At 62.2% G+C, this 20,219-nt stretch carries 23 protein-coding genes; 9 read left to right on the forward strand and 14 right to left on the reverse strand.

The window, feature by feature from the left end; genetic code table 11:
• Nucleotides 1-113: 113 nt before the first annotated feature.
• The gene (locus tag ACP7C6_RS27820; protein ID WP_028618104.1) at nucleotides 114-2,003 is read left to right on the forward strand and encodes a TonB-dependent receptor domain-containing protein; all 1,890 of its coding nucleotides are present in this window, start codon (nucleotides 114-116) and stop codon (nucleotides 2,001-2,003) included.
• On the opposite strand, the gene ACP7C6_RS27825 is transcribed toward ACP7C6_RS27820, so the two are convergent.
• The 11 genes from ACP7C6_RS27825 to nrdR all read right to left on the reverse strand — a co-directional run bounded on the left by ACP7C6_RS27825 (nucleotide 2,000) and on the right by nrdR (nucleotide 10,292).
• The gene (locus ACP7C6_RS27825) at nucleotides 2,000-2,785 is read right to left on the reverse strand and encodes a cobalamin-binding protein (RefSeq protein ID WP_426109521.1); all 786 of its coding nucleotides are present in this window, start codon (nucleotides 2,783-2,785) and stop codon (nucleotides 2,000-2,002) included. The two genes, ACP7C6_RS27820 and ACP7C6_RS27825, sit on opposite strands and share 4 nt — an antisense overlap.
• The gene (locus ACP7C6_RS27830) at nucleotides 2,782-3,201 is read right to left on the reverse strand and encodes a nuclear FMR1 interacting 1 family protein (protein WP_016978545.1); all 420 of its coding nucleotides are present in this window, start codon (nucleotides 3,199-3,201) and stop codon (nucleotides 2,782-2,784) included. The genes ACP7C6_RS27825 and ACP7C6_RS27830 overlap by 4 nt, the downstream gene beginning before the upstream one ends.
• Nucleotides 3,198-3,815, reverse strand: a complete 618-nt coding sequence (gene ribA / locus ACP7C6_RS27835) for a GTP cyclohydrolase II (protein ID WP_016978544.1) — start codon at nucleotides 3,813-3,815, stop codon at nucleotides 3,198-3,200. Before ribA ends, ACP7C6_RS27830 begins: the two co-directional genes overlap by 4 nt.
• A gap of 230 nt (nucleotides 3,816-4,045) precedes the next feature.
• Nucleotides 4,046-4,765, reverse strand: coding sequence for a substrate-binding periplasmic protein (locus tag ACP7C6_RS27840; protein WP_028618107.1), 720 nt, complete (start codon nucleotides 4,763-4,765; stop codon nucleotides 4,046-4,048).
• Between the two features lie 66 nt (nucleotides 4,766-4,831).
• Entirely contained in the window at nucleotides 4,832-5,797 is a 966-nt protein-coding gene (gene thiL / locus ACP7C6_RS27845; protein ID WP_305383093.1) for a thiamine-phosphate kinase, read from the reverse strand.
• Between the two features lie 18 nt (nucleotides 5,798-5,815).
• Nucleotides 5,816-6,316, reverse strand: coding sequence for a transcription antitermination factor NusB (nusB, locus tag ACP7C6_RS27850; RefSeq protein WP_010206836.1), 501 nt, complete (start codon nucleotides 6,314-6,316; stop codon nucleotides 5,816-5,818).
• The gene (ribH, locus tag ACP7C6_RS27855) at nucleotides 6,313-6,789 is read right to left on the reverse strand and encodes a 6,7-dimethyl-8-ribityllumazine synthase (RefSeq protein WP_003176356.1); all 477 of its coding nucleotides are present in this window, start codon (nucleotides 6,787-6,789) and stop codon (nucleotides 6,313-6,315) included. The genes nusB and ribH overlap by 4 nt, the downstream gene beginning before the upstream one ends.
• A gap of 90 nt (nucleotides 6,790-6,879) precedes the next feature.
• Entirely contained in the window at nucleotides 6,880-7,971 is a 1,092-nt protein-coding gene (gene ribBA / locus ACP7C6_RS27860; RefSeq protein WP_016978541.1) for a bifunctional 3,4-dihydroxy-2-butanone-4-phosphate synthase/GTP cyclohydrolase II, read from the reverse strand.
• A 15-nt stretch (nucleotides 7,972-7,986) separates the two neighbouring features.
• The gene (locus ACP7C6_RS27865) at nucleotides 7,987-8,649 is read right to left on the reverse strand and encodes a riboflavin synthase (RefSeq protein WP_017736638.1); all 663 of its coding nucleotides are present in this window, start codon (nucleotides 8,647-8,649) and stop codon (nucleotides 7,987-7,989) included.
• 45 nt (nucleotides 8,650-8,694) lie between these two features.
• Nucleotides 8,695-9,831, reverse strand: a complete 1,137-nt coding sequence (gene ribD / locus ACP7C6_RS27870) for a bifunctional diaminohydroxyphosphoribosylaminopyrimidine deaminase/5-amino-6-(5-phosphoribosylamino)uracil reductase RibD (RefSeq protein WP_016978539.1) — start codon at nucleotides 9,829-9,831, stop codon at nucleotides 8,695-8,697.
• Entirely contained in the window at nucleotides 9,828-10,292 is a 465-nt protein-coding gene (gene nrdR / locus ACP7C6_RS27875; RefSeq protein ID WP_010206843.1) for a transcriptional regulator NrdR, read from the reverse strand. The genes ribD and nrdR overlap by 4 nt, the downstream gene beginning before the upstream one ends.
• A 140-nt stretch (nucleotides 10,293-10,432) precedes the next feature.
• On the opposite strand from nrdR, the gene ACP7C6_RS27880 reads away from it, so the two are divergent.
• From ACP7C6_RS27880 to trxA, 3 genes are all read left to right on the forward strand, one after another.
• Nucleotides 10,433-10,888, forward strand: coding sequence for a YbaY family lipoprotein (locus ACP7C6_RS27880; RefSeq protein WP_028618110.1), 456 nt, complete (start codon nucleotides 10,433-10,435; stop codon nucleotides 10,886-10,888).
• Nucleotides 10,885-11,541, forward strand: coding sequence for a class I SAM-dependent methyltransferase (locus ACP7C6_RS27885; protein ID WP_028618111.1), 657 nt, complete (start codon nucleotides 10,885-10,887; stop codon nucleotides 11,539-11,541). Before ACP7C6_RS27880 ends, ACP7C6_RS27885 begins: the two co-directional genes overlap by 4 nt.
• Nucleotides 11,542-11,692: 151 nt before the next feature.
• Nucleotides 11,693-12,565 (forward strand): thioredoxin, encoded by an 873-nt coding sequence (gene trxA / locus ACP7C6_RS27890; protein WP_426109522.1) that lies wholly within the window; start codon nucleotides 11,693-11,695, stop codon nucleotides 12,563-12,565.
• Here the strand turns inward: trxA and ACP7C6_RS27895 are convergent.
• On the reverse strand, nucleotides 12,562-12,903 hold the full coding sequence (locus ACP7C6_RS27895) for a hypothetical protein (protein WP_305383103.1): 342 nt from the start codon (nucleotides 12,901-12,903) through the stop codon (nucleotides 12,562-12,564). The genes trxA and ACP7C6_RS27895 overlap by 4 nt on opposite strands.
• 130 nt (nucleotides 12,904-13,033) lie before the next feature.
• On the opposite strand from ACP7C6_RS27895, the gene ACP7C6_RS27900 reads away from it, so the two are divergent.
• The 5 genes from ACP7C6_RS27900 to ACP7C6_RS27920 all read left to right on the forward strand — a co-directional run bounded on the left by ACP7C6_RS27900 (nucleotide 13,034) and on the right by ACP7C6_RS27920 (nucleotide 16,949).
• Nucleotides 13,034-13,639 carry a DUF2796 domain-containing protein gene (locus tag ACP7C6_RS27900; protein ID WP_426109523.1) on the forward strand — a complete coding sequence of 202 codons (606 nt, stop codon included), beginning with the start codon at nucleotides 13,034-13,036 and terminating at the stop codon, nucleotides 13,637-13,639.
• Nucleotides 13,640-13,645: 6 nt separating this feature from the next.
• The gene (locus tag ACP7C6_RS27905) at nucleotides 13,646-14,356 is read left to right on the forward strand and encodes an ABC transporter ATP-binding protein (RefSeq protein ID WP_028618115.1); all 711 of its coding nucleotides are present in this window, start codon (nucleotides 13,646-13,648) and stop codon (nucleotides 14,354-14,356) included.
• Nucleotide 14,357: 1 nt separating this feature from the next.
• Nucleotides 14,358-15,623 carry an ABC transporter permease gene (locus ACP7C6_RS27910; RefSeq protein WP_236317693.1) on the forward strand — a complete coding sequence of 422 codons (1,266 nt, stop codon included), beginning with the start codon at nucleotides 14,358-14,360 and terminating at the stop codon, nucleotides 15,621-15,623.
• Between the two features lie 11 nt (nucleotides 15,624-15,634).
• Nucleotides 15,635-16,156 carry a DUF3299 domain-containing protein gene (locus tag ACP7C6_RS27915; protein WP_028618117.1) on the forward strand — a complete coding sequence of 174 codons (522 nt, stop codon included), beginning with the start codon at nucleotides 15,635-15,637 and terminating at the stop codon, nucleotides 16,154-16,156.
• A 94-nt stretch (nucleotides 16,157-16,250) separates the two neighbouring features.
• The gene (locus ACP7C6_RS27920; RefSeq protein WP_028618118.1) at nucleotides 16,251-16,949 is read left to right on the forward strand and encodes an OmpW/AlkL family protein; all 699 of its coding nucleotides are present in this window, start codon (nucleotides 16,251-16,253) and stop codon (nucleotides 16,947-16,949) included.
• A 115-nt stretch (nucleotides 16,950-17,064) separates the two neighbouring features.
• On the opposite strand, the gene ACP7C6_RS27925 is transcribed toward ACP7C6_RS27920, so the two are convergent.
• Both ACP7C6_RS27925 and ACP7C6_RS27930 read right to left on the reverse strand, forming a co-directional pair.
• On the reverse strand, nucleotides 17,065-17,949 hold the full coding sequence (locus ACP7C6_RS27925; protein WP_028618119.1) for a sugar nucleotide-binding protein: 885 nt from the start codon (nucleotides 17,947-17,949) through the stop codon (nucleotides 17,065-17,067).
• 86 nt (nucleotides 17,950-18,035) lie between these two features.
• Nucleotides 18,036-20,120 carry a mechanosensitive ion channel family protein gene (locus tag ACP7C6_RS27930; protein WP_028618120.1) on the reverse strand — a complete coding sequence of 695 codons (2,085 nt, stop codon included), beginning with the start codon at nucleotides 20,118-20,120 and terminating at the stop codon, nucleotides 18,036-18,038.
• Nucleotides 20,121-20,219 lie beyond the last annotated feature (99 nt).

A 20,219-nucleotide genomic window follows, 5' to 3' on the forward strand; every position in this document is an offset into this window, starting at 1 on the left:
CGAACACTTGTAGGAGCTGGCTTGCCAGCGATAGCGGCCGCACATTCAACATCAGTGTGTCAGACAGACCGCCATCGCCGGCAAGCCGGCTCCTACAACGCTATGGACAGCCTATGAATCGTCTGCACTTTGCCCTGCCCTTTCTTCTTCTGCCTGCCACCGACCTGCTCGCCGACACCCGCGACGACGCCTTGAAACTCCCCGATGTGGTCATCAGCGCCAACCGGCAGGTCCAGTCCCGCAACGACAGCAGCGCCGCCAACACCGTCTTCACCCGCGACGATATCGACCGCCTGCAACCCACCAGCGTGACTGACCTGCTCAGCCGCGTGCCTGGCGTACAAGTCGCGCCGACCGGTGGCCGTGGCAGCCTGCCGGGGATTTATATCCGTGGCACCAAATCCGCACAAAGCCTGGTGCTGGTGGACGGCCAGCGCATCGCCAACACCACTTCCGGCGACAGCGGCCTGCAGTACCTGAACGTCGATCAGATTGAACGGGTTGAAGTGCTGCGCGGCTCGCGCTCGGTGATCTATGGCAGCGATGCGATTGGCGGCGTGATCCAGGTGTTCACTCGACGTAATGCCGAGCAGGGTCTACAGCCGCGCTTGAAAATGGGCTTTGGCAGTCACCAAACCTGGGAGCGCAGCCTCGGTCTGTCCGGTGGCGATGAACACACGCGCTTCAACCTCGGCGCGAGCCTGGATGAGACCGCCGGAATTAACTCGACGCACACGTCATTTCCCAGCGATGGCGACCATGATGCCTACCGCAACCAGTCCATCAGCCTGAACCTTAGCCACGCCTTCAACGATGAGCTGGAAGCGGGTTTCAATCTGTTGGATAACCGTGGCAAGTCGGAGTACGACAACAGCTTCGGCCGCTACGACTTCGCCACCGGGCAAACGCTGGGGCAAAAGCCCTACACCGACTACACCGTGAGCAGCGCCAGCGGCTACGTGGATGCCAAACTCAACGAACGCTGGCAATCGCGCCTGGAACTGGGCCACAGCGAGAACCGCGATACCAAGCGCGACACCCTCAGTGACGATTTCAGCGTGTTCAACACCTACCGCGACTCGATCAACTGGCAGAACGATCTGACACTGAATGAGCAAAACAGCCTGATACTCGGCGGTGACTGGTACGAAGACCGCCTCCATGGCTCTACCACCTTTACCGAGAACAGCCGCTGGAACCGCGCAGCCTTTGTGCAGCATCGCTTCCACGGCGAAGGGTTTTCCACCGAGCTGGGCCTGCGGCGCGACCAGAACCAGCAGTTTGGCGGGCAGAACAGCTGGAGCGGCACCCTGACCTTACCGATCAACTCGGACAATGACCTGCTGCTGAGCTACAGCGAGGGCTTCCGCGCCCCTACGTTCAATGACTTGTACTACCCGGACGAATACGGCTTCAAGAACAGTAACCCTGACCTGAAGCCCGAAACCTCGAAAAGCTACGAAGTGCAATGGCGTAGCCAACTCAGCGACACCAGCCGCCTGGAAGCTTCGCTGTACCGCACCGATATCCAAGATGCGATCGTGTTCGGCAGCGACGGCCCGCAAAACGTCAGTTCGGCGCGCATCAACGGCTTCGAAGCCGCGCTCAAGCAAGAGCTGTTCGGCTGGCAAAGCAGCTTGGGACTGGCAATGATTGATCCACGAGACCGCGATTCCGGACGTACGCTGGCGCGTCGCGCCAGGCGCACCGTGAGCCTGGACCTGGATCGCCAATTCGACCAATTCGGCATCGGCGCCAGCTGGCAGGCAGTCAGCAGCAGCTACGACGACCCGAAAAACCAGCAGCCGTTGGGTGGCTATGGGTTGCTCGGGTTGCGCGCCAGTTGGGCGCTGAACCGCGAAATCATGCTGAACATGAAGGTCGATAACCTGCTGGACAAAGCCTACAGCCGGGCGCTGTATCAGTATCAAGGCCAGCAATTTGGCTACCGGGAAGAGGGCCGTGCGCTGATGGTTGGCGTGACTTGGACGCCGGACCTCTAGCGAGGCGCGATCACCTCACACAACCGCGCCACCGCCTCCAGCATCTGCCCGCTGGGCCGCTCCAGGCCCTTATCCGGCACCACTCGCACCCGTTCCGCCATCGCTGGCCAGACCTTCCAGGCCTCCTTCTGTGCTTGATCCCCGACCAGAATCAATTCGGGATCACGCTGCAACACCGACTCAATACTCACCTGCGGCGCGGGCAGCCTGAGGTCATCGAACACATTGCGCGCACCGCACACATTCAACGCATCGCTGATGATCTGCCCGCCGCCCACGGTATACAACGGTTGGTTCCACACCTGGTAAAACACACGCAATGGCTCGGCACGCTGATAGCGCTGACGCAGTTCGACCAAGCGATGGCGTAATTGCGCGGCCAATTGCCGGCCGGCTTCAGCACGGCCCAATTGCTCGGCGATGGCCTGGACCTGGGTGGTGAGTTGTTCAAGGCTATGGGGCTCAGCGACATAAACCGGGATGTTCAGCCGCTGCAACTGCGCACGCTGGGCCGGGCCGACGCTGCCGGGCCACAGCAGGATCAGATCCGGCTTGAGGCTGAGCAGGCGCTCCATGTCCAATTGGCCGTAACGTCCCACTGACGGCACTTGCGCCAGCGCAGCCGGACGATCGCCGCCATCGAGTACCCCCACCAGCACGTCGGCAGCACCCAATTCAGCGACGATTTCAGTCAGGGACGGTGCCAGGCTGACCACCCGCTCGGCCGCCAAAGCCTGGGCAGAGCACGCCAGCAGCAAAACCGCCAGCCAGCGACGTCTCATCCCAGTTGACGGGGGATGCGGTAGAGGTAGAACAGCACCAGCGTCGACAGTGCCAGCAGGAACAGCGGCACCGCCTCCAGGCCGACGAACACCGCCAGCGCGCCGATCCAGGCCGGGACGGCTGCCACCAGCAACGCCGTACGCCGACGGGCCGCCAAGGTAATCCAGGCAGCCGGTTCTTCCGGGGTATCGAGGGCTTTGGAGGTGGCGATCAACGCGTGCTTATAGCCGTGGAAGTAACGCAGGCTGAGAAACATCGAGGCCACGCCGGCAATGAAGAACGGCATGGCCAGCACCGGGAGCAAGGATTCGGCTTGGCCGAACACCAGGTTGATCACAAACAGGGGGAGCAGCGCCAGGGCCAGGTACTGCCACCAATTGAAGGACAGTCGCCGTTTCACCTGGCCTCGGGTCACGCGCGGTCGACCTCGCCCTGGTGCTCGTTGCCCATCATGTGGTCGAGCTTGCTGGCCTTGGTGGCCAGGTAGAGCTTGTTGTGCGGGTTGTGCCCGGTGTGCAGCGGCACGCGCTCGGCCACGGTGATGCCCATCTCGGTCAAGGCTTTGACCTTGCGCGGGTTGTTGGTCATCAGGCGCAGGGACTTGACGCCCAAATGCTCCAGCATCGGCAGGCAGATCGCGTAGTCACGCTGGTCGGCAGCAAAGCCCAGGCGCTCGTTGGCTTCAACGGTATCGGCGCCGCCATCTTGCAGCTCGTAGGCGCGGATCTTGTTCATCAGGCCAATGCCACGGCCTTCCTGACGCAGGTACAGCAGCACGCCACGGCCTTCACGGGCGATGGCCCGCATGGCGGCTTCCAGTTGCGAACCGCAGTCGCAGCGCTGGCTGAACAGCGCGTCGCCGGTCAGGCATTCGGAATGCACACGCCCCAGCACCGGCGCGCCATCAGCGATATCGCCCAAGCTCAGCACAACGTGCTCGCGCCCGGTGGCTTCTTCGAGAAAGCCGTTCATGGTGAACGTGGCAAAAGGGGTAGGCAGCTTGGAAGCGGCGACGAAAACGACGGGCACCGTGTGCTCCTGATTTCAGTTTTTACGATGGCGGCCATTGTAACAGCAGGTTCCTACAGACGCTTAAGCTGAATTATCGCTGATAAAGATCAATAGGTTCGATTGGCCTTCTTATTGATTCTATGTAGGAGCGAGCTTGCTCGCGAAAAATCGTCAACGATGACGCAAGCATTCTGAGTGACCGCGGCGTGCTTGCGTTTTTCGCGAGCAAGCTCGCTCCTACAGGGGATCTAGAACGGATAGGGTTGTTTCCAGTGCTCGAAAATCGCCTTTAACTCGCCGCTTTTCACCAGGGCCGCCATGCGCTGGTCGAAGACGCCCATCAAGGCGCGGCCCCGTTCGTTATCGGCAAACCCGATGTATAACGGGAGTTCGGCGATGTGAGTCAGTGCGAACTTCGACGGATCACCTGCCTGATTGAGCACGTACTTGGCCTCGGTCAGCGCATCGATGTAGAAGTCGGCCCGCGCGTGTTCCAGCATCGGCAAAATACCGTCGCGGCGCTCGATCTGGTTGAAACGGTGCACATTGGGCAAGTACTCCTCGTACTTGTAGCCACGCACCCAGGCCAGGCGGTAATTGCCCAGCGTGGCTACCGTCGGCGCTGGCGTGCTGGCCAGGCCGAGGGCGTAGATGTGGTCGGAATCGAAATTCCAGTGGGGGTACAACACACCCGTGGCTTCATCGCGATAGGACCCGACCCAGCCATCCACTTCGCCGCGCTGGGCCAGGCCGACCGAGCGGGTGTAGGGCACCGAGCGCGTCTGCAGCGTGATTCCGGCAGGTTCGAACACCTTGCGCAGCACGTCCCAGGCCAGGCCGCTACCGTCTTTGTTGGTGTAGTCGTTCCACTCTTCACTGGCCAGCATGACCTTGCCGGGCACGCCCTGTGCCTGGACCAACGACGTAAAGGCACACAGCACTATCAGCAGCCAACGGCGCACATCCATGGTGGCGACCTCCTACAGGGCCTTGCATCCTTAATTACGCTATAGAGGGTAGCGCAGCTCGCCGATTCAGGGCATCCCGCGAAAATGTTGATAACCACGAATGGCTGGCGTGATGTCTTGCCCGTTGGCGTCCAGCAGTGTCACGCCCTGCCCCGCCTCGACCCGTCCGATCACATGGACCGGCCAGCCGTCGGCCAGCAACGGCGCCAGCTCGACGGGTGGCAGGGTGAACACCAGCACATAGTCATCGCCCCCGCTCAACGCCGCTATGCGCGCCGCGTCATCGCCGACAAACGCCAACAGCGCCTGAGACAAAGGCAAGCGCTGACGCTCGATCAACAGACTGACAGCCGAGGCTGTGGCGATATGCCCGCAATCAGCCAGGAGGCCGTCGGAAATATCCATGGCAGACGTAGCCTTGCCGCGCAGCGCCAGCCCCAGGCCCAACTGCGGTTGCGGCGACCAGTAGTGGGCCAGCAGTGGATCAGCGATGGCCGCGTCAGCACTGCGCTCGCCCAATACCAACGGCAACGCGCCGGCCGCATTGCCCAGCTCGCCGCCGACACACAGCAGGTCACCCGGCTGCGCACCGCTGCGGGTCAAGGCTCGCCCGGCGGGTACGCGACCAAACACAGTCAGGGTCAGGCTTAACGGCCCACGGGTGGTATCGCCGCCCACCAGGCCCACGCCGCAGCTTTGCGCCATCAGGTTCAAACCCTGGGCATAGCGTTGCAGCCAATCGGCATCGACCGTCGGTGTGGTGAGAGCAAGGGTAAAGGCGAGGGGGTTGGCGCCCATGGCGGCCAGGTCGCTTACCGCCACGGCCAACGAGCGCTGGCCCAGCAGGAACGGGTCGCAGGGGTCGGCAAAATGCACCCCGGCCACCAAGGTATCGGTGGAGATTGCCAGCTGCTCCCCGGCGGGGAGCGCCAGCAAGGCGCAGTCGTCACCAATCCCAAGTGCAATGCCTTCGCCGCCTTGCGCACAGGGCGCGGCGGCGAAGTAATTGCGGATCAGCTCAAACTCGCCCATCAAGGATTCAAGCGCGGTTTAGCGCTTGTACGCCTTCACTTCGGCTTCACGCAGGCGCGGGGCCAGCTTGTCGAGTACGCCGTTGACGAACTTGTGGCCGTCGGTCGAACCGTAGACTTTCGCCAGTTCGATACCTTCGTTGATCACCACGCGGTACGGCACGTCGACGCGATACAGCAGTTCCCACGCGGACAGGCGCATCACGCACAGTTCAACCGGGTCCAGCTCTTCGATGGTCAGGTCCAGGCAAGGTGCCAAGGCCGTGTCGATCTCGGTCAGGTGCGCATGCACACCGTGCAGGATGTCGTGGAAGTACGGCAGGTCGGCGAAGGTGAAGTCGTTGTCGACGCGAAACTGTGCTTCGATCTCGTTCAACGAAGCGCCCGCCAGGTGACGCTGGTACAGCGCCTGGGTCGCCAACTGACGAGCAGCGCGACGCTTCTCGTTCTTGGACGGCTTGCCAGCATCGGCTGGACGTGGCTCACGCGGGTTGAAGTTGTCGCTCTCGTCGGAAATCACTTGGCCTCCAACTGCGACAGCAGGCTGACCATTTCCAGGGCGGACAGGGCAGCTTCAGCGCCTTTGTTACCGGCCTTGGTGCCGGAACGCTCGATGGCTTGCTCGATGGAATCAACGGTCAGCACGCCGAAGGCGACTGGCACACCGAACTCCATGGACACCTGGGCCAGGCCCTTGGTGCATTCACCGGCCACATATTCGAAATGCGGAGTACCGCCACGAATGACTGCGCCCAGGGCAATGATTGCCGCGTACTCACCCTGTTGGGCAACTTTCTGCGCAACCAGTGGAATTTCGAAGGCGCCAGGGGCACGGATGATGGTGATGTCGCTCTCGCTCACACCGTGGCGAACCAGGGCGTCCACGGCACCGCTTACCAGGCTTTCAACCACGAAGCTGTTGAAGCGGCCAACCACCAGGGCGTAGCGGCCTTTGGGGGCGATGAAGGTACCTTCGATGGTCTTCAGGGTCATTCGACAAATCTCTTAAAGAGCCGGGACGCGTGTATGACGCGTCCCTTAGTGATATTTGAACCGCGAACAAGGGGCGAAAATCGCCAGCCTTTATTCGGAGGGCACGTATTCTACTACTTCCAGGTCGAAACCGGATATCGCATTAAATTTCATTGGCGCACTCATCAAGCGCATTTTGCGCACGCCCAGGTCACGCAGGATCTGCGAACCGGCGCCGACGATGCTGTAGGTGGTCGGTTTTTTCACCGGCGCGTGGTCAGCCGTTTCGCGGATATGCGCCAGCAAGACATCGCCATCCAGCGGGTGACCGAGCAACAGCACCACACCGCTGCCAGCCTCGGAGACCGCAGCCATAGCGGCGCGCAGGCTCCAGCGGCCCGGTTGCTTGACCATCAGCAGGTCGCGCAATGGGTCCATGTTGTGCACACGCACCAAGGTCGGTTCTTCGGCGCAAATGCTGCCCAGGGTCAGGGCCATGTGCACGTCGCCTTCCACTGAATCACGGTAGGTCACCAAATTGAATTGGCCCAGTTCGCTGTCCAGTGGCTGCTCGGCAATCCGCTGAACGGTACGTTCGTGGATCATGCGGTAGTGAATCAGGTCGGCAATGGTGCCGATCTTGAGGTTGTGTTCGGCGGCAAAGGCTTCGAGTTCGGTACGACGCGCCATGGTGCCGTCATCGTTCATCACTTCGCAGATCACCCCGCTCGGCTCGAAACCGGCCATGCGCGCCAGGTCGCAGGCGGCTTCGGTGTGGCCGGCACGGGCCAGGGTGCCGCCCGGTTGGGCCATCAACGGGAAGATGTGGCCGGGGCTGACGATGTCTTCGGCCTTGGCGTCTTTCGCGGCGGCGGCCTGCACGGTGCGGGCGCGATCGGCGGCGGAGATGCCCGTGGTGACGCCGGTGGTGGCTTCAATCGAGACGGTGAATTTGGTACCAAAACCCGAGCCATTGCGCGGCGCCATCAACGGCAGCTTGAGCAACTCGCAGCGCTCACGGCTCATGGGCATGCAGATCAGCCCGCGGGCGTGCTTGGCCATGAAGTTGATGTGCTCAGGCAGGCAGGCCTCGGCGGCCATGATGATGTCGCCTTCGTTTTCGCGGTCTTCGTCATCCATCAGGATGACCATCTTGCCTTGGCGGATGTCTTCAACCAGTTCTTCGATGCTATTGAGCGCCACGCGGCACCCCCTTGGTCAGGATTTCAGGTAGCCGTTAGCGGCCAGAAAACTTTCGGTGATGTTACTTCCGGTTGGCTCTGCGGCCTTATCGCCCAACAACAGGCGCTCCAGGTAACGGGCAAGCAAGTCCACTTCCAGGTTCACCCGGCGACCAGGCTGGTAAGACGCCATGATGGTTTCGCTGAGGGTGTGGGGAATGATGGTCAGTTCAAATTCGGCGCCATTCACGGCGTTCACGGTCAGGCTGGTGCCGTCGACGGTGATCGAGCCTTTGTGGGCGATGTACTTGGCCAGCTCTTTTGGCGCGCGGATGCGAAATTCCACGGCCCGCGCGTTTTCGCTGCGCGCGACCACTTCGCCGACGCCGTCGACGTGGCCGCTGACCAGGTGACCGCCGAGGCGAGTGGTCGGGGTCAGGGCTTTTTCCAGGTTGACCGGGCTACCGGCCTTGAGGTCGTTCATCGCGGTGCAGTCCAGGGTTTCCCGGCTGACATCGGCGGCAAAACCGTTGCCTGGCAGCTCGATGACGGTCAGGCACACGCCGTTGATGGCAATGCTGTCGCCCAGCTTGACGTCGCCCAGGTCGAGCTTGCCGGTTTCAACCGACAAGCGAACGTCGCCGCCTTTTGGGGTCATTGCACGAATGCTGCCGATGGATTCGATGATGCCGGTGAACATGGCCTTCTCCTGGAAAACGTTACCGCGCTGGGCGCAGGCAGAAAATTATACGCTCGCTGCTGGCACAGGGATGGCAGTGACTCGCCAGTCATCGCCCACAGCGCGCATTTCAGTGATCTTGAGTTGGGGGGCATCGGCCAGTTTCTCAAGCGGCCAGTCCAACAAAGGCCGCGCGGCGGAACCGAGGAACTTGCCGGCGATGAAAATCACGTATTCATCCACCAGGCCTTGCTGGGCAAATGCACCGGCCAGGCTTGGGCCGGCTTCCACCAGTACTTCGTTGACGCCACGGGCCGCCAGCGCCACCAGCGCCGAGCGCAGGTCGACCTGGCCATCGACGCCCGGCACTACCAGGCACTCGGGGCCACGGGGGAATTGGTTTTCCGCGGTCACGCAGGTGATGACCAACGCCGGGCCAGCCTTGAAAAACGGCGCATTGAGCGGCACCCGCAGGCGGCCGTCGATCAGCACGCGCAACGGCGGGCGCGACATGGCCAGGGCGGTGGTGGCTTCATCCAGGCCGAGTTCGGCGGCGCGCACAGTCAGGCGGGCGCCGTCGGCCAGCACCGTGTCGGCGCCAGTCAGCACCACACTCGCCTCGGCGCGCAGGCGTTGCACAGCGGCGCGGGCAGCCGGACCGGTGATCCATTGGCTTTCGCCACTGGCCATCGCGGTGCGGCCATCCAGGCTCATCGCCAGCTTGACACGCACGAAGGGCAGGCCGTGTTCCATGCGCTTGAGGAAACCCGGATTCAGCGCGCGTGCTTCAGCTTCCAACACACCGCTGCGCACCTCGATACCGGCTTGAGCCAGGCGCTGCATGCCGCGCCCCGCCACTTCCGGGTTCGGGTCCTGCATCCCGGCCACCACGCGGGCGACACCCGCGGTGACCAACGCATCAGCGCAAGGCGGCGTGCGCCCGTGATGGCTGCACGGTTCGAGGGTCACGTACACCGTGGCACCTCGGGCCTTGGCACCGGCGGCGCGCAGGGCATTGGGCTCGGCATGCGGTTCGCCGGTCCGCTCATGCCAGCCTTCGCCGACAATCTGCCCATCACGCACAATCACGCAACCCACACGTGGGTTGGGATGGGTGGTGTACAGGCCCTTGCGCGCCAGTTCCAGGGCGCGGGCCATGTAATGGGCGTCGAGCACAGCTTGTTCGGCAGACGGTGGGTTCATTCTTTGGCAGGCTCACGGGCCAGGCGGTCGATCTCTTCGCGGAACTCATTGAGATCCTGGAAGCGTCGATACACCGAGGCGAATCGGATGTAGGCAACTTCGTCGAGCTTTTGCAGCTCGCCCATCACCAGTTCTCCAACCACCAGACTCTTGACCTCGCGTTCGCCGGTGGCGCGCAGCTTGTGCTTGATATGCACCAGCGCCGCCTCCAGCCGCTCAACACTCACCGGGCGTTTTTCCAGGGCGCGCTGCATACCGGCGCGCAGTTTTTCTTCGTCGAAAGGCTGGCGGCTGCCGTCGGACTTGATCAGACGTGGCAATACCAGTTCGGCGGTTTCGAAGGTGGTGAAACGTTCACCGCAGGCCAGGCATTCGCGCCGGCGACGCACTTGATCGCCCTCGGCGACCAGACGCGAGTCAATGACCTTGGTGTCGTTGGCACCGCAGAAGGGACAGTGCATGGTAGGCAGGCAACAAATAAAGGGAGGGCCATGGTAGCGCATCCCTGTGGCAAGACAAGCCATAGCCTTTACGGTATATAGGCTGACTATTATGTTTCATATTTTTAAAGCCACGGATTTTGTCCTTTCTGGAGCCGTACATGCAGTTACGACCACTTGTTTTGCTCACCCTGTTCAGTTTCCTGGTCGCCTGCAGCAGCGAAGCCCCCAAGCCGGCCGCACCTCAGCCCACGCCGGCACAAGAGAAAAAAGTCCCCGGCATTGAAGACATGGGCCCCCTGCCCGCCTACCAGCGGGAAATCAGCGGCAGCCTGACCAACATTCCGGCCGGTGCCGAAGTCGAAATGGCCCTGCTGGTGATCGACGATCGTTCGCGCCCACAGCAATTGCTCGCCAGCAGCGTGCTGACCGGCAACGGCCAGCCCCTGGCTTTCCGCCTGCGCTTTAACCCCGAGGCGTTCCCAGCCGGTGCGCGGGTTGAATTGCGCGGGCGCGCGAGCCAGTCCGGCCAACTGATCCTGCACCTGCCCGCCGTGCGCATCACCCAAGCGATCACCCAGACCACCGGCCCCCTGCAACTCGTCAAGGCACCATGACGCCACCGCTGGACCTGCAAGCGGCCCTGAGCGAACTGATCGGCGACGCGCAGCTGGTGCCCTGCCCATTGCCGGGCACCGAGCTGTCGTTGTGGCTGCTGGATGCAGACAACATGGACCGCGCCTTCAGTCCCGAAGAAACCCAGCGCATCCTGCATGAACCGCCCTACTGGAGTTTTTGCTGGGCCAGCGGCCTGGCGCTGGCGCGGTACCTGGCGGCGAAACCCGAGTGGGTCGCCGGCAAGCGCGTGCTGGATTTTGGCGCAGGCTCCGGCGTGGCCGGGATTGCGGCGGTCAAGGCCGGCGCGTTGGAAGTAGTGGCCTGCGACCTCGACCCGCTGGCCTTGGCGGCCTGCCGGGCGAATGCCGCGCTCAACGACGTGGAGCTGGGCTACTCCGCCGATTTTTTCGCCGAAGCCGACCGCTTCGACCTGATCATGGTCGCCGACGTGCTCTACGACCGCGCGAACCTGCCGCTGCTCGACCAGTTCCTGACCCGAGGCCGCGAAGCGCTGGTGGCAGATTCGCGCGTGCGCGACTTCCAGCACCCGGATTACCAGCGGCTGGCGATTCTTGATGCGCTGACGTTGCCGGATCTGGCGGAGCCTTGGGAGTTTCGCAAGGTGAGTCTGTACCATTCCCGGCGCTCGTGAGACCTTCGCGAGCAAGCCCGCTCCCACATGTGACCGCATTCCCCCTGCAGGAGCGGGCTTGCTCGCGAAAGCGGTGCCGAATCCGCCGCACTTTCAGCCAGGCTCGCCAGCCCTTATAGTTGCCCCATTCCCGCTTTATTCGAGACGCCTCATGAGTCAACCCACGCCGTATATCTTCGATGTCACCACCGCCACCTTCGACCAGGCAGTGATCCAGAACTCCTTCGAAAAACCCGTGCTGGTGGATTTCTGGGCCGAGTGGTGCGCGCCGTGCAAGGCGTTGATGCCGATGCTCGCGAAAGTTGCCGAGAGTTATCAGGGTGAGTTGCTGCTGGCCAAGGTCGATTGCGAGGCCGAGCAGGATATCGTTGCGCGCTTTGGCATTCAAAGCCTGCCGACGGTGGTGTTGTTCAAGGACGGCCAGCCCGTGGATGGGTTTGCCGGGGCGCAGCCGGAGTCGGCGGTGCGCGCGATGCTGGAGCCCCATGTACAGATGCCGCCACCGGCGGCGGCGGATCCGTTGGAGCAGGCCCAGGCGTTGTTTGCCGAAGGTCGCATCACCGATGCAGAAGCCGTGCTGGTGACAGTGCTGGGCGAGGACAACACCAACGCTGCTGCGCTGATCCTCTACGCACGCTGCCTGGCCGAGCGCGGTGAACTGGGCGAAGCCCAGACCGTGCTGGACGCGGTGAAAAGCGACGACCACAAAGCCGCCCTCGCCGGGGCCAAGGCACAGATCACCTTCCTGCGCCAGGCTGCCGATCTGCCGGATGCCGCCGAGCTGAAAAGCCGCCTGGCGCAAAACCCGCAGGATGACGAAGCGGCCTACCAACTGGCGATCCAGCAACTGGCGCGCCAGCAGTACGACGCGGCGCTCGAAGGTCTGCTCAAGCTGTTCATTCGCAACCGCAGCTACAGCGAAGGCCTGCCGCACAAGACCTTGCTGCAGGTGTTCGAACTGCTGGGCAATGATCACCCACTGGTGTCCGTGTACCGTCGCAAGTTGTTTGCCGCGTTGTACTAATCGCCAACCCAGCTGTACAGCGGCGTATCTGCGCCGCTGGCCACTTTTACGTTCGAGCTGTGGCGCAGGCGCACCAGCAGGCGCTTGCCTGACGCCGCATCGCCGGCCAAGCCTTCCAACTGATCCAGCAACTCCAGGCCGCTGAGCTGGCCGGCCTTGCGCAACAGGTCCTGGGCGTTCTGCCACAGGTCGTCATTCTGCTTGACCGGTGCCACTGACGCTGCGGCGGGGACAGGCGTCGCCTGCAACTGCGCGCCCAGCCGTGCCCAATCGCCGTCGTCCAGCTCCAGGGTCAAGTCCACCGGCAAGTCGCCGACCGTTCCACGAATTCGCAACATCGTCCTTACTCCTGCACTTTTCTGACAAGCATGCTCCCATGCGGCTTGCGCAACGCCAAGCGGGCGGTCAAACTCAGCGGCAATTGTTATAAGATCACATAACAAAACTTTCATCTTCTGGAGCCTTCTCATGCGCCGTCTGTTGCTTGCTTTGCCGTTTGCCCTGCTGCCACTGGCGGTTGCCCACGCTCATGATGATCAGGACCATGAACACGGTAGCCTTGGCGCCCACGAACATGGCGTCGGCCGTCTCAACGCAGTGCTTGACGGCCAGGCCCTGGAGCTGGAACTGGACAGCCCGGCGATGAACCTGGTGGGTTTCGAACACCTGGCCACCACCCCGGCGGACAAAGCCAAGGTCGCCGCCGTGCGCAAACAGCTGGAAAACCCTGTCGCCCTGTTCAACTTGCCCAAGGGCGCCGGTTGCGTGGTCAGCAGCCAGGAACTCAACAGCCCGTTGTTCGGTGACAAGCCGGAAGCCGATCATGACGACGACGATGATGACCACGCCACCGACGGCAAAGGCGCGGCTGCCCACGAGCATCATCACGACCACAGCGAAATTCACGCCCACTACCAGTTCACCTGCGCCACGCCGACGGCCCTGAGCAACCTTGACCTGACCCAGGTGTTCAAGACCTTCCCCGCCACCCAGAAAATTCAGGTACAACTGATCGGTCCGAGTGGCCAGCAAGGTGTGGAAGCCACGGCCACAGCAGCCACCTTGAAGTTCTGAGTTCCCATGACACACGCATTGATCGAACTGTCTGACCTGGGCTTCAACTGGCCCGGTCACCCCCAGTTGCTGGACATCCCCGCGTTCCGCCTGGAAGCGGGGGAAACCCTGTTTCTCAAGGGCCCGAGCGGCAGTGGCAAAACCACGCTGCTGGGCCTGCTCGGCGGCGTGCAGACACCCAACCAGGGCAGCATCCGCCTGCTCGGCCAGGAGCTGACCGAGCTATCGGCCGGCGCCCGCGACCGCTTCCGCGTCGACCACACCGGCTACATCTTCCAGCAGTTCAACCTGCTGCCATTCCTGTCGGTGCGCGAGAACGTCGAACTGCCCTGCCACTTTTCCACGTTGCGTGCACAGCGGGCGAAACAGCGCCACGGCAGTGTCGACCAAGCCGCCGCTGCTTTACTTGCGCACCTTGGGTTGAAAGACAAAAACCTGCTGGATCGCCGCGCCGACTCGCTGTCCATCGGCCAGCAGCAACGCGTCGCCGCCGCCCGTGCGTTGATTGGCCAGCCGGAGCTGGTGATCGCCGACGAGCCCACTTCGGCTCTGGACTACGACGCCCGCGAAGCCTTCCTACAGCTGTTGTTCGCCGAATGCCGCGAAGCCGGCGCCAGCCTGCTGTTTGTCAGCCATGACCAGAGTCTGGCTTCGCTGTTCGACCGCAACCTGTCGCTGGCCGAACTCAATCGCGCCGCCACGCCCGCAGAGGTTTGAGATGTATCTGTTCCGTCTAGCCATGGCCAGCCTGGCTAACCGCCGCTTTACCGCGATCCTCACCGCGTTCGCCATCGCGCTTTCAGTCTGCTTGTTGCTCGCGGTGGAACGTGTGCGCGTTGAAGCGCGCAACAGTTTCGCCAGCACTATCAGCGGCACCGACCTGATCGTCGGCGCGCGCTCCGGCTCGGTGAACCTACTGCTGTACTCGGTGTTCCGCATCGGCAACGCCACCAACAACATCCGCTGGGACAGCTTCGAACATTTCGCCGCCAACCCCCAGGTGAAGTGGGCGATCCCGATTTCCCTCGGTGACTCCCATCGCGGCTACCGCGTGATGGGCACCAACGAATCCTACTTCGAGCACTACCAATACGGCCGCAAGCAAAACCTTGAACTGGCCAGCGGCCGCGCCTTCGCCATCGACCCGTTTGAAGTGGTGCTCGGTGCCGAAGTGGCTGACGCGCTGCATTACAAACTTGGCGACAAACTGGTGCTGGCTCATGGCGTGGCGGTGGTCAGCCTGGTGAAACACGATGACAAACCCTTCACCGTGGTCGGCATTCTCAAGCGCACCGGCACGCCGGTAGACCGCACGTTGCACATCAGCCTCGGCGGCATGGAGGCGATCCATATCGACTGGCACAATGGCGTACCGGCCCAAGGCAAAGGCCGCATCAGTGCCGACCAGGCGCGCAACATGGACCTCACGCCGCAGGCCATCACCGCGTTCATGCTCGGCCTGAACAACAAGATTTCCACGTTTGCCCTGCAGCGCGAGATCAACGAATTCCGTGGCGAACCGATGCTGGCGATCCTGCCCGGCGTGGCGCTGCAAGAGTTGTGGAGCATGATGGGCACTGCCGAGAAGGCGCTGTTCGTGATCTCGCTGTTCGTGGTGCTCACAGGCTTGATCGGCATGCTCACGGCGATCCTTACCAGCCTCAACGAGCGCCGCCGCGAAATGGCAATTTTGCGCTCGGTGGGTGCGCGACCGTGGCATATCGCAACGTTGCTGATCTTCGAAGCCTTCGCCCTGGCACTGTCCGGCGTAATCGCCGGGGTCGGTTTACTGTATGTGTGCATCGCCGCCTCGCGCGGGTATTTGCAGGCCAATTACGGCCTGGACCTGCCGATGGCCTGGCCGAGCGAATATGAATGGACGCTGCTCGCCGGTATCCTGGCCGCCGCGCTGTTGATGGGCAGCGTGCCCGCGTGGCGCGCCTATCGGCAATCCCTGGCCGATGGCCTGTCCATACGTTTATGAGGAAGGTTGCGATGCGTCGTGCGCTATTTGCGTTGTTGCTGCTGGTGGCAGTTCCCACCTGGGCGGAAGATCAGCCCAAGGATTTGTCCTGGCAGGAGATGATCCCGCCAGACGCGCCGCCGGAAATCCCCAACATGAAACCGCTGCACGACTTGTCGAACATGGCCGATGCGTTATCGGTCGAGGCAGCGCCAGCGGCCAAGCAGGACTTGCCCAACGCCCCGGTGGTGCAAAGCCTCGACGGCCAGCACATCCGCTTGCCGGGCTACATCGTGCCGCTGGAAGTCAGTGAGGAAGGCCGCACGACGGAGTTCTTGCTGGTGCCGTATTTCGGCGCGTGCATCCATGTACCGCCGCCACCCTCGAACCAGATCGTGCATGTCAAAAGCGAAATCGGCGTGAAGCTCGATGAGCTGTACCAGCCGTACTGGATCGAAGGCGCGATGCAGGTCAAACCGTCCACCAGCGAACTGGCCGACGCCGGTTACCAGATGGACGCTGAGAAAATTTATATGTACGAGCTGCCCGAATAGCGCTGATCGCCCTTTCATTGAGCTGAGTCAAAAGACCGGACGGAACGATCTTTACCATTGGACGTACAACTTTTAAACGTCCTTTGGAGCTCCCATGAACAAGTCTCTGCTCGGCGCGTCCCTCTTCGCGCTCGCCCTCGTCGCCCCCGTTGCACACGCTCACGAAGCGGGCGACATTCTGGTGCGCGCCGGTGCAATCACCGTGAACCCGAAGGCGGACAGCGGCCATGTCAAAGTTGACCAGGGCCCATTGGCCGGCGCCAACCTGGGCGGCAAGGCGACCATGAGCAGCGATACCCAACTGGGCCTGAACTTCGCCTACATGCTGACCAACCACGTCGGTATCGAACTGCTGGCCGCCACGCCGTTCGAGCATGATGTGAAGATCAAGAACACCGCCCTCGGCGCCGCGAACGGCAAGCTCGGCACCCTGAAACACCTGCCGCCGACCCTGAGCATCGTGTACTACCCGCTGGACAACAAGTCGGCCTTCCAGCCGTACGTCGGCGCCGGTATCAACTACACCTGGATCTACGACGAACACGTTGGCAGCCGTGCCCAAGGCGCAGGCTTCAGCAACTTCAAGGCCGAAAATTCCTGGGGCTGGGCCGCGCAGATCGGTGCGGACTACATGATCAACGACAAGTGGATGATCAACGCCCAGGCGCGCTACATCGACATCAGCACCAAGGCGACTGTGGACAACAACGCCCTGGGCCAAGGCACTCGCGCCAAGGTCAATGTGGACGTGGACCCGATGGTTTACATGGTGGGTATCGGCTACAAGTTCTAAACCACACTGCCCCCCCCTTGTAGGTGCCGGCTTGCCGGCGATGCAGACACCTCGGTCTTTCAGTTAAACCGAGGTGATGCTATCGCCGGCAAGCCGGCTCCTACGCGTTTGGGGGTCAGGTATGACGGTAGAACCGATCCAGCAATGCCGGCAACCCTGCCCGCCATGCCCGTGGCTTGATGCCGAAGGTGTGAAGGATTTTCTTGCAGGCGAGCACCGCGTGTTGCGGTTCTTCGCTCGCATCCGGCCGGGCCGCGTGCGCCTGGGCGGTAGGGGATTCGATCGCCAGCGGATGGTAGTTGCGCGCTTCAGTGAGAATCGCCTGGCCCAGTGCCAACGGTGTAGTCGCCTCCTGGCCGGCGTAGTGATAAGTGCCCCACAGCGGTGCCGCGCAATCGAGCTGCTTGAGCACCGAGATAATCACCCGTGCCGCATCGTCCACCGGCGTCGGGTTGCCGCGACGGTCGTCGGCCATCAGCAATTCATCCGGTTTCTCCGCCCGAGCCAGGAAGCGCCCCAAGGTACCGTCGACACTGTCATCCAACAGCCAGCCAAACCGCAACAGCACATGTTGCGGGCAGGTGGCGCGCACGCTCTGCTCGATGCGCCACAACGCCTGGCCGCGCAGGCCCAGGGGCACCGGCTCGTCCTTTTCGCTGTAGGCGGTGGCGCGGGAGCCATCGAACACGCGGTAGCTGGACGGTTGCAACAGGGTGATGCTGTGGTGCTGGCACAACTCGGCCAGGCGCTCGATGGCAAATTCCTGGGCAGCCAGGCGGGTTTCGCTGACCGCTTCTGCCTGGAACCAGTCGAAATAGTAGGCGAGGTTGATCAACGCATCGGGACGGGTGTCGTCGAGCAATTGGGTGAGGCTCGCGGCATCCCAGCCGTCTTGGGGCGGTTTGGGTGCGAGGAAACCGATGTCTTCCTCTGCACCGAGGCGAATCAGCGCCTGCCCGAGGGCATTCCCGCCGCCCAGTAACATAAGGCGCATTCGCATAGATTGAGCAGGCCCGGTCTGTTTGGAACGAAGGTTTTCTGGTCTTGGCCAGAATCGTTGCATTTTGCGGGTTTGTAGCGCAACCGTCACGGATTAACTATCTTCGCGCCAGCCTCGGTAGGTTCATGCTCAAGGGCCGTCCGCGCAGGCACCATGACCTGCTGTGGATAAGTCTGCGCGAAATGCACCTGGTCACAGTTATCCACAAGCTTTTTCAAGCGTTGGTTGAATGCACGGCTTACTGCATATTGCCCGCCCGACACCGTGCGGAACTGCGCCGTGAGCACCACGCCGTTGAGGTCCATCTTGTCGACGCCGAATACTTCCAGCGGACCTTGCAGGTTGTACTTGAGGAAAACGTCGTCACGGATCGACTGCCCCGCCTCGCGGATCAGTTCCACCGCCCTGTCCACATCCGTGTCGTAAGTGAACTGTACCGAGAAAAACGCATAGGCAAATTGCCGCGACTGGTTGGTGACCGCCTTGATCTGCCCGAACGGCACCGAGTGCACAAAACCCTTGCCATCGCGCAGGCGCAGGGTGCGGATGGTCAGGCCTTCGACGGTGCCGGCGTGGCCGGAGTCGAGTACCACCCAATCGCCAATGGACAGGGTGTCTTCAATAATGATGAACAGCCCGGTGATTACATCCTGCACCAGTTGCTGCGAGCCAAAACCAATGGCCAGGCCGACCACGCCGGCACCGGCCAGCAGCGGCGCGACGTTGATGCCGAGGTTGGCCATGGTGGTGATCGCGCAGATCACCACCAGGATGATCTTCACCGCATTGCGCAGCAGCGGCAGGATGGTTTTCACCCGCGTGCTCGGTTGGCGGCTGGAGCGTTTGTTGACCGGCGGTTTCAGCGCTTCCTGGATCGCCGTGTCGAGCACCACCCAGAACAGCCACGTCATCAGCAGGATCAGGCCGATGCTGCTGAGAGAATCGCTGATGGCCCGGCCCACCGAGTTGCGCTGGGCGAACTCGAACAGCGACACGCCCCAGATCCGCCCGAGAATTTCGATAAACGCAATGGCCATGACAATGCGCAGGATCGCGTGCAACAGGCTGAGGAAGCGTTCCTTGTACGCACTGCTGCGTTGGATCGCCACTTGGCTGCGGGACTTGAACAGGTGTTGCAGCACCGTGCTGAGGAACACCGTGCCGATCAGCAGGATCGTGGTGAACAGTGCGCAGCGCAGGACTTTCTGGTTATCGTCACCAGCACCGATCAGGTTGATCGCCGACACCAGCACCATCAACAGGATCGGCCAATACCACAGGCCGGAAAATATCCGCAGCGATTGTTGCAACGCCGGGTGTTTGAGGCGCTGGGCCAGTGGTCGATTGCGGATCAGATGGGCGACCGGACGACGCAGGCGGATCACCAGCATGCCGAAAATCACCGCCGCAAACAGCCCGGTAAACACGGCAATGCTGCTGGTGATATTGCCGCCCAACTGACGGGCGATTTGCGGGCTGGTCAGCGCATCGCTGAGGGCGGCGAGGAAGCCGATCAGGAACAGCGGTTTGGGGCAGTAGTCGCGAATAATCTGCACCGCCGGGCGCTTGTGGCCAACATTGAACATGACGATGACGCACAACAGCATCGAGGTGGAAAAGATACCGCTACTGGTGGCGTAGGCAAAACACAGCGCCAGCGCACGGCCTACAGAGGTGGGCAGAAAGTGGCTGACATACAGCGTCAGCGGCAGACAGATAAGCGCGGGAGTCGTATAGGGAATCACATACCCTAGCACCGCCAGCAGACGTTTGCGCCGCTCGAAGAACGAGCGACGGCCCAGGCGCTGTACGATAAATCGCCCCAGCAGCGTCATCGCCACAAAAGCGCCAACCCACACGCCGGACAGCAGCAGGAAATCCCCCGCCACGCTCCAGGGTGAGCGCGCAGCGGTCTGGTTGACCAGCCGCCCGACCTCGTCGGCCGCTCGGTCCGCGCGCAGGCGCCATTCATCGATCAGATTCTGATTGAGGTCGAGCTTTTGCTGTACATCATCGATGCTGGAACTGATTGCCCCCAGCAGCCCGCCCTCCACCAGCAATTCCGGCTTGGCCGGCGCTTCAGGTTCCGGCGCAGTGGCCGCCGCTTGCAGTGCGCCACTGCCACAAAACAGCAGTGCGCCGAGCAGTAATGCGGTCTTTAGATTCAGCAAAACACCGATCTCCTTCAGAAGGGTCTGTAAGGAACTGACGGGTTTGCGCGTTGATCGTTCCCCTTCAGCGGCATCATTGTGCCGTCTGTAGGACGTTGG

It is taken from the genome of Pseudomonas sp. TWR1-1-4, assembly GCF_049897165.1.
GTDB classification, from domain to species: Bacteria; Pseudomonadota; Gammaproteobacteria; order Pseudomonadales; family Pseudomonadaceae; genus Aquipseudomonas; species Aquipseudomonas canadensis.

What these genes read in the sequence shown, in the direction of transcription:
- ACP7C6_RS27820 (WP_028618104.1), top strand. Translation starts at nt 114, where the DNA reads ATGAATCGTCTGCACTTTGCCCTGCCCTTTCTTCTTCTGCCTGCCACC.
- ACP7C6_RS27825 (WP_426109521.1), bottom strand. Translation starts at nt 2,785, where the DNA reads ATGAGACGTCGCTGGCTGGCGGTTTTGCTGCTGGCGTGCTCTGCCCAG.
- ACP7C6_RS27840 (WP_028618107.1), bottom strand. Translation starts at nt 4,765, where the DNA reads ATGGATGTGCGCCGTTGGCTGCTGATAGTGCTGTGTGCCTTTACGTCG.
- thiL (WP_305383093.1), bottom strand. Translation starts at nt 5,797, where the DNA reads ATGGGCGAGTTTGAGCTGATCCGCAATTACTTCGCCGCCGCGCCCTGT.
- ribH (WP_003176356.1), bottom strand. Translation starts at nt 6,789, where the DNA reads ATGACCCTGAAGACCATCGAAGGTACCTTCATCGCCCCCAAAGGCCGC.
- ACP7C6_RS27865 (WP_017736638.1), bottom strand. Translation starts at nt 8,649, where the DNA reads ATGTTCACCGGCATCATCGAATCCATCGGCAGCATTCGTGCAATGACC.
- ribD (WP_016978539.1), bottom strand. Translation starts at nt 9,831, where the DNA reads ATGAACCCACCGTCTGCCGAACAAGCTGTGCTCGACGCCCATTACATG.
- nrdR (WP_010206843.1), bottom strand. Translation starts at nt 10,292, where the DNA reads ATGCACTGTCCCTTCTGCGGTGCCAACGACACCAAGGTCATTGACTCG.
- ACP7C6_RS27880 (WP_028618110.1), top strand. Translation starts at nt 10,433, where the DNA reads ATGCAGTTACGACCACTTGTTTTGCTCACCCTGTTCAGTTTCCTGGTC.
- ACP7C6_RS27885 (WP_028618111.1), top strand. Translation starts at nt 10,885, where the DNA reads ATGACGCCACCGCTGGACCTGCAAGCGGCCCTGAGCGAACTGATCGGC.
- trxA (WP_426109522.1), top strand. Translation starts at nt 11,693, where the DNA reads ATGAGTCAACCCACGCCGTATATCTTCGATGTCACCACCGCCACCTTC.
- ACP7C6_RS27895 (WP_305383103.1), bottom strand. Translation starts at nt 12,903, where the DNA reads ATGTTGCGAATTCGTGGAACGGTCGGCGACTTGCCGGTGGACTTGACC.
- ACP7C6_RS27900 (WP_426109523.1), top strand. Translation starts at nt 13,034, where the DNA reads ATGCGCCGTCTGTTGCTTGCTTTGCCGTTTGCCCTGCTGCCACTGGCG.
- ACP7C6_RS27905 (WP_028618115.1), top strand. Translation starts at nt 13,646, where the DNA reads ATGACACACGCATTGATCGAACTGTCTGACCTGGGCTTCAACTGGCCC.
- ACP7C6_RS27910 (WP_236317693.1), top strand. Translation starts at nt 14,358, where the DNA reads ATGTATCTGTTCCGTCTAGCCATGGCCAGCCTGGCTAACCGCCGCTTT.
- ACP7C6_RS27915 (WP_028618117.1), top strand. Translation starts at nt 15,635, where the DNA reads ATGCGTCGTGCGCTATTTGCGTTGTTGCTGCTGGTGGCAGTTCCCACC.
- ACP7C6_RS27920 (WP_028618118.1), top strand. Translation starts at nt 16,251, where the DNA reads ATGAACAAGTCTCTGCTCGGCGCGTCCCTCTTCGCGCTCGCCCTCGTC.
- ACP7C6_RS27925 (WP_028618119.1), bottom strand. Translation starts at nt 17,949, where the DNA reads ATGCGAATGCGCCTTATGTTACTGGGCGGCGGGAATGCCCTCGGGCAG.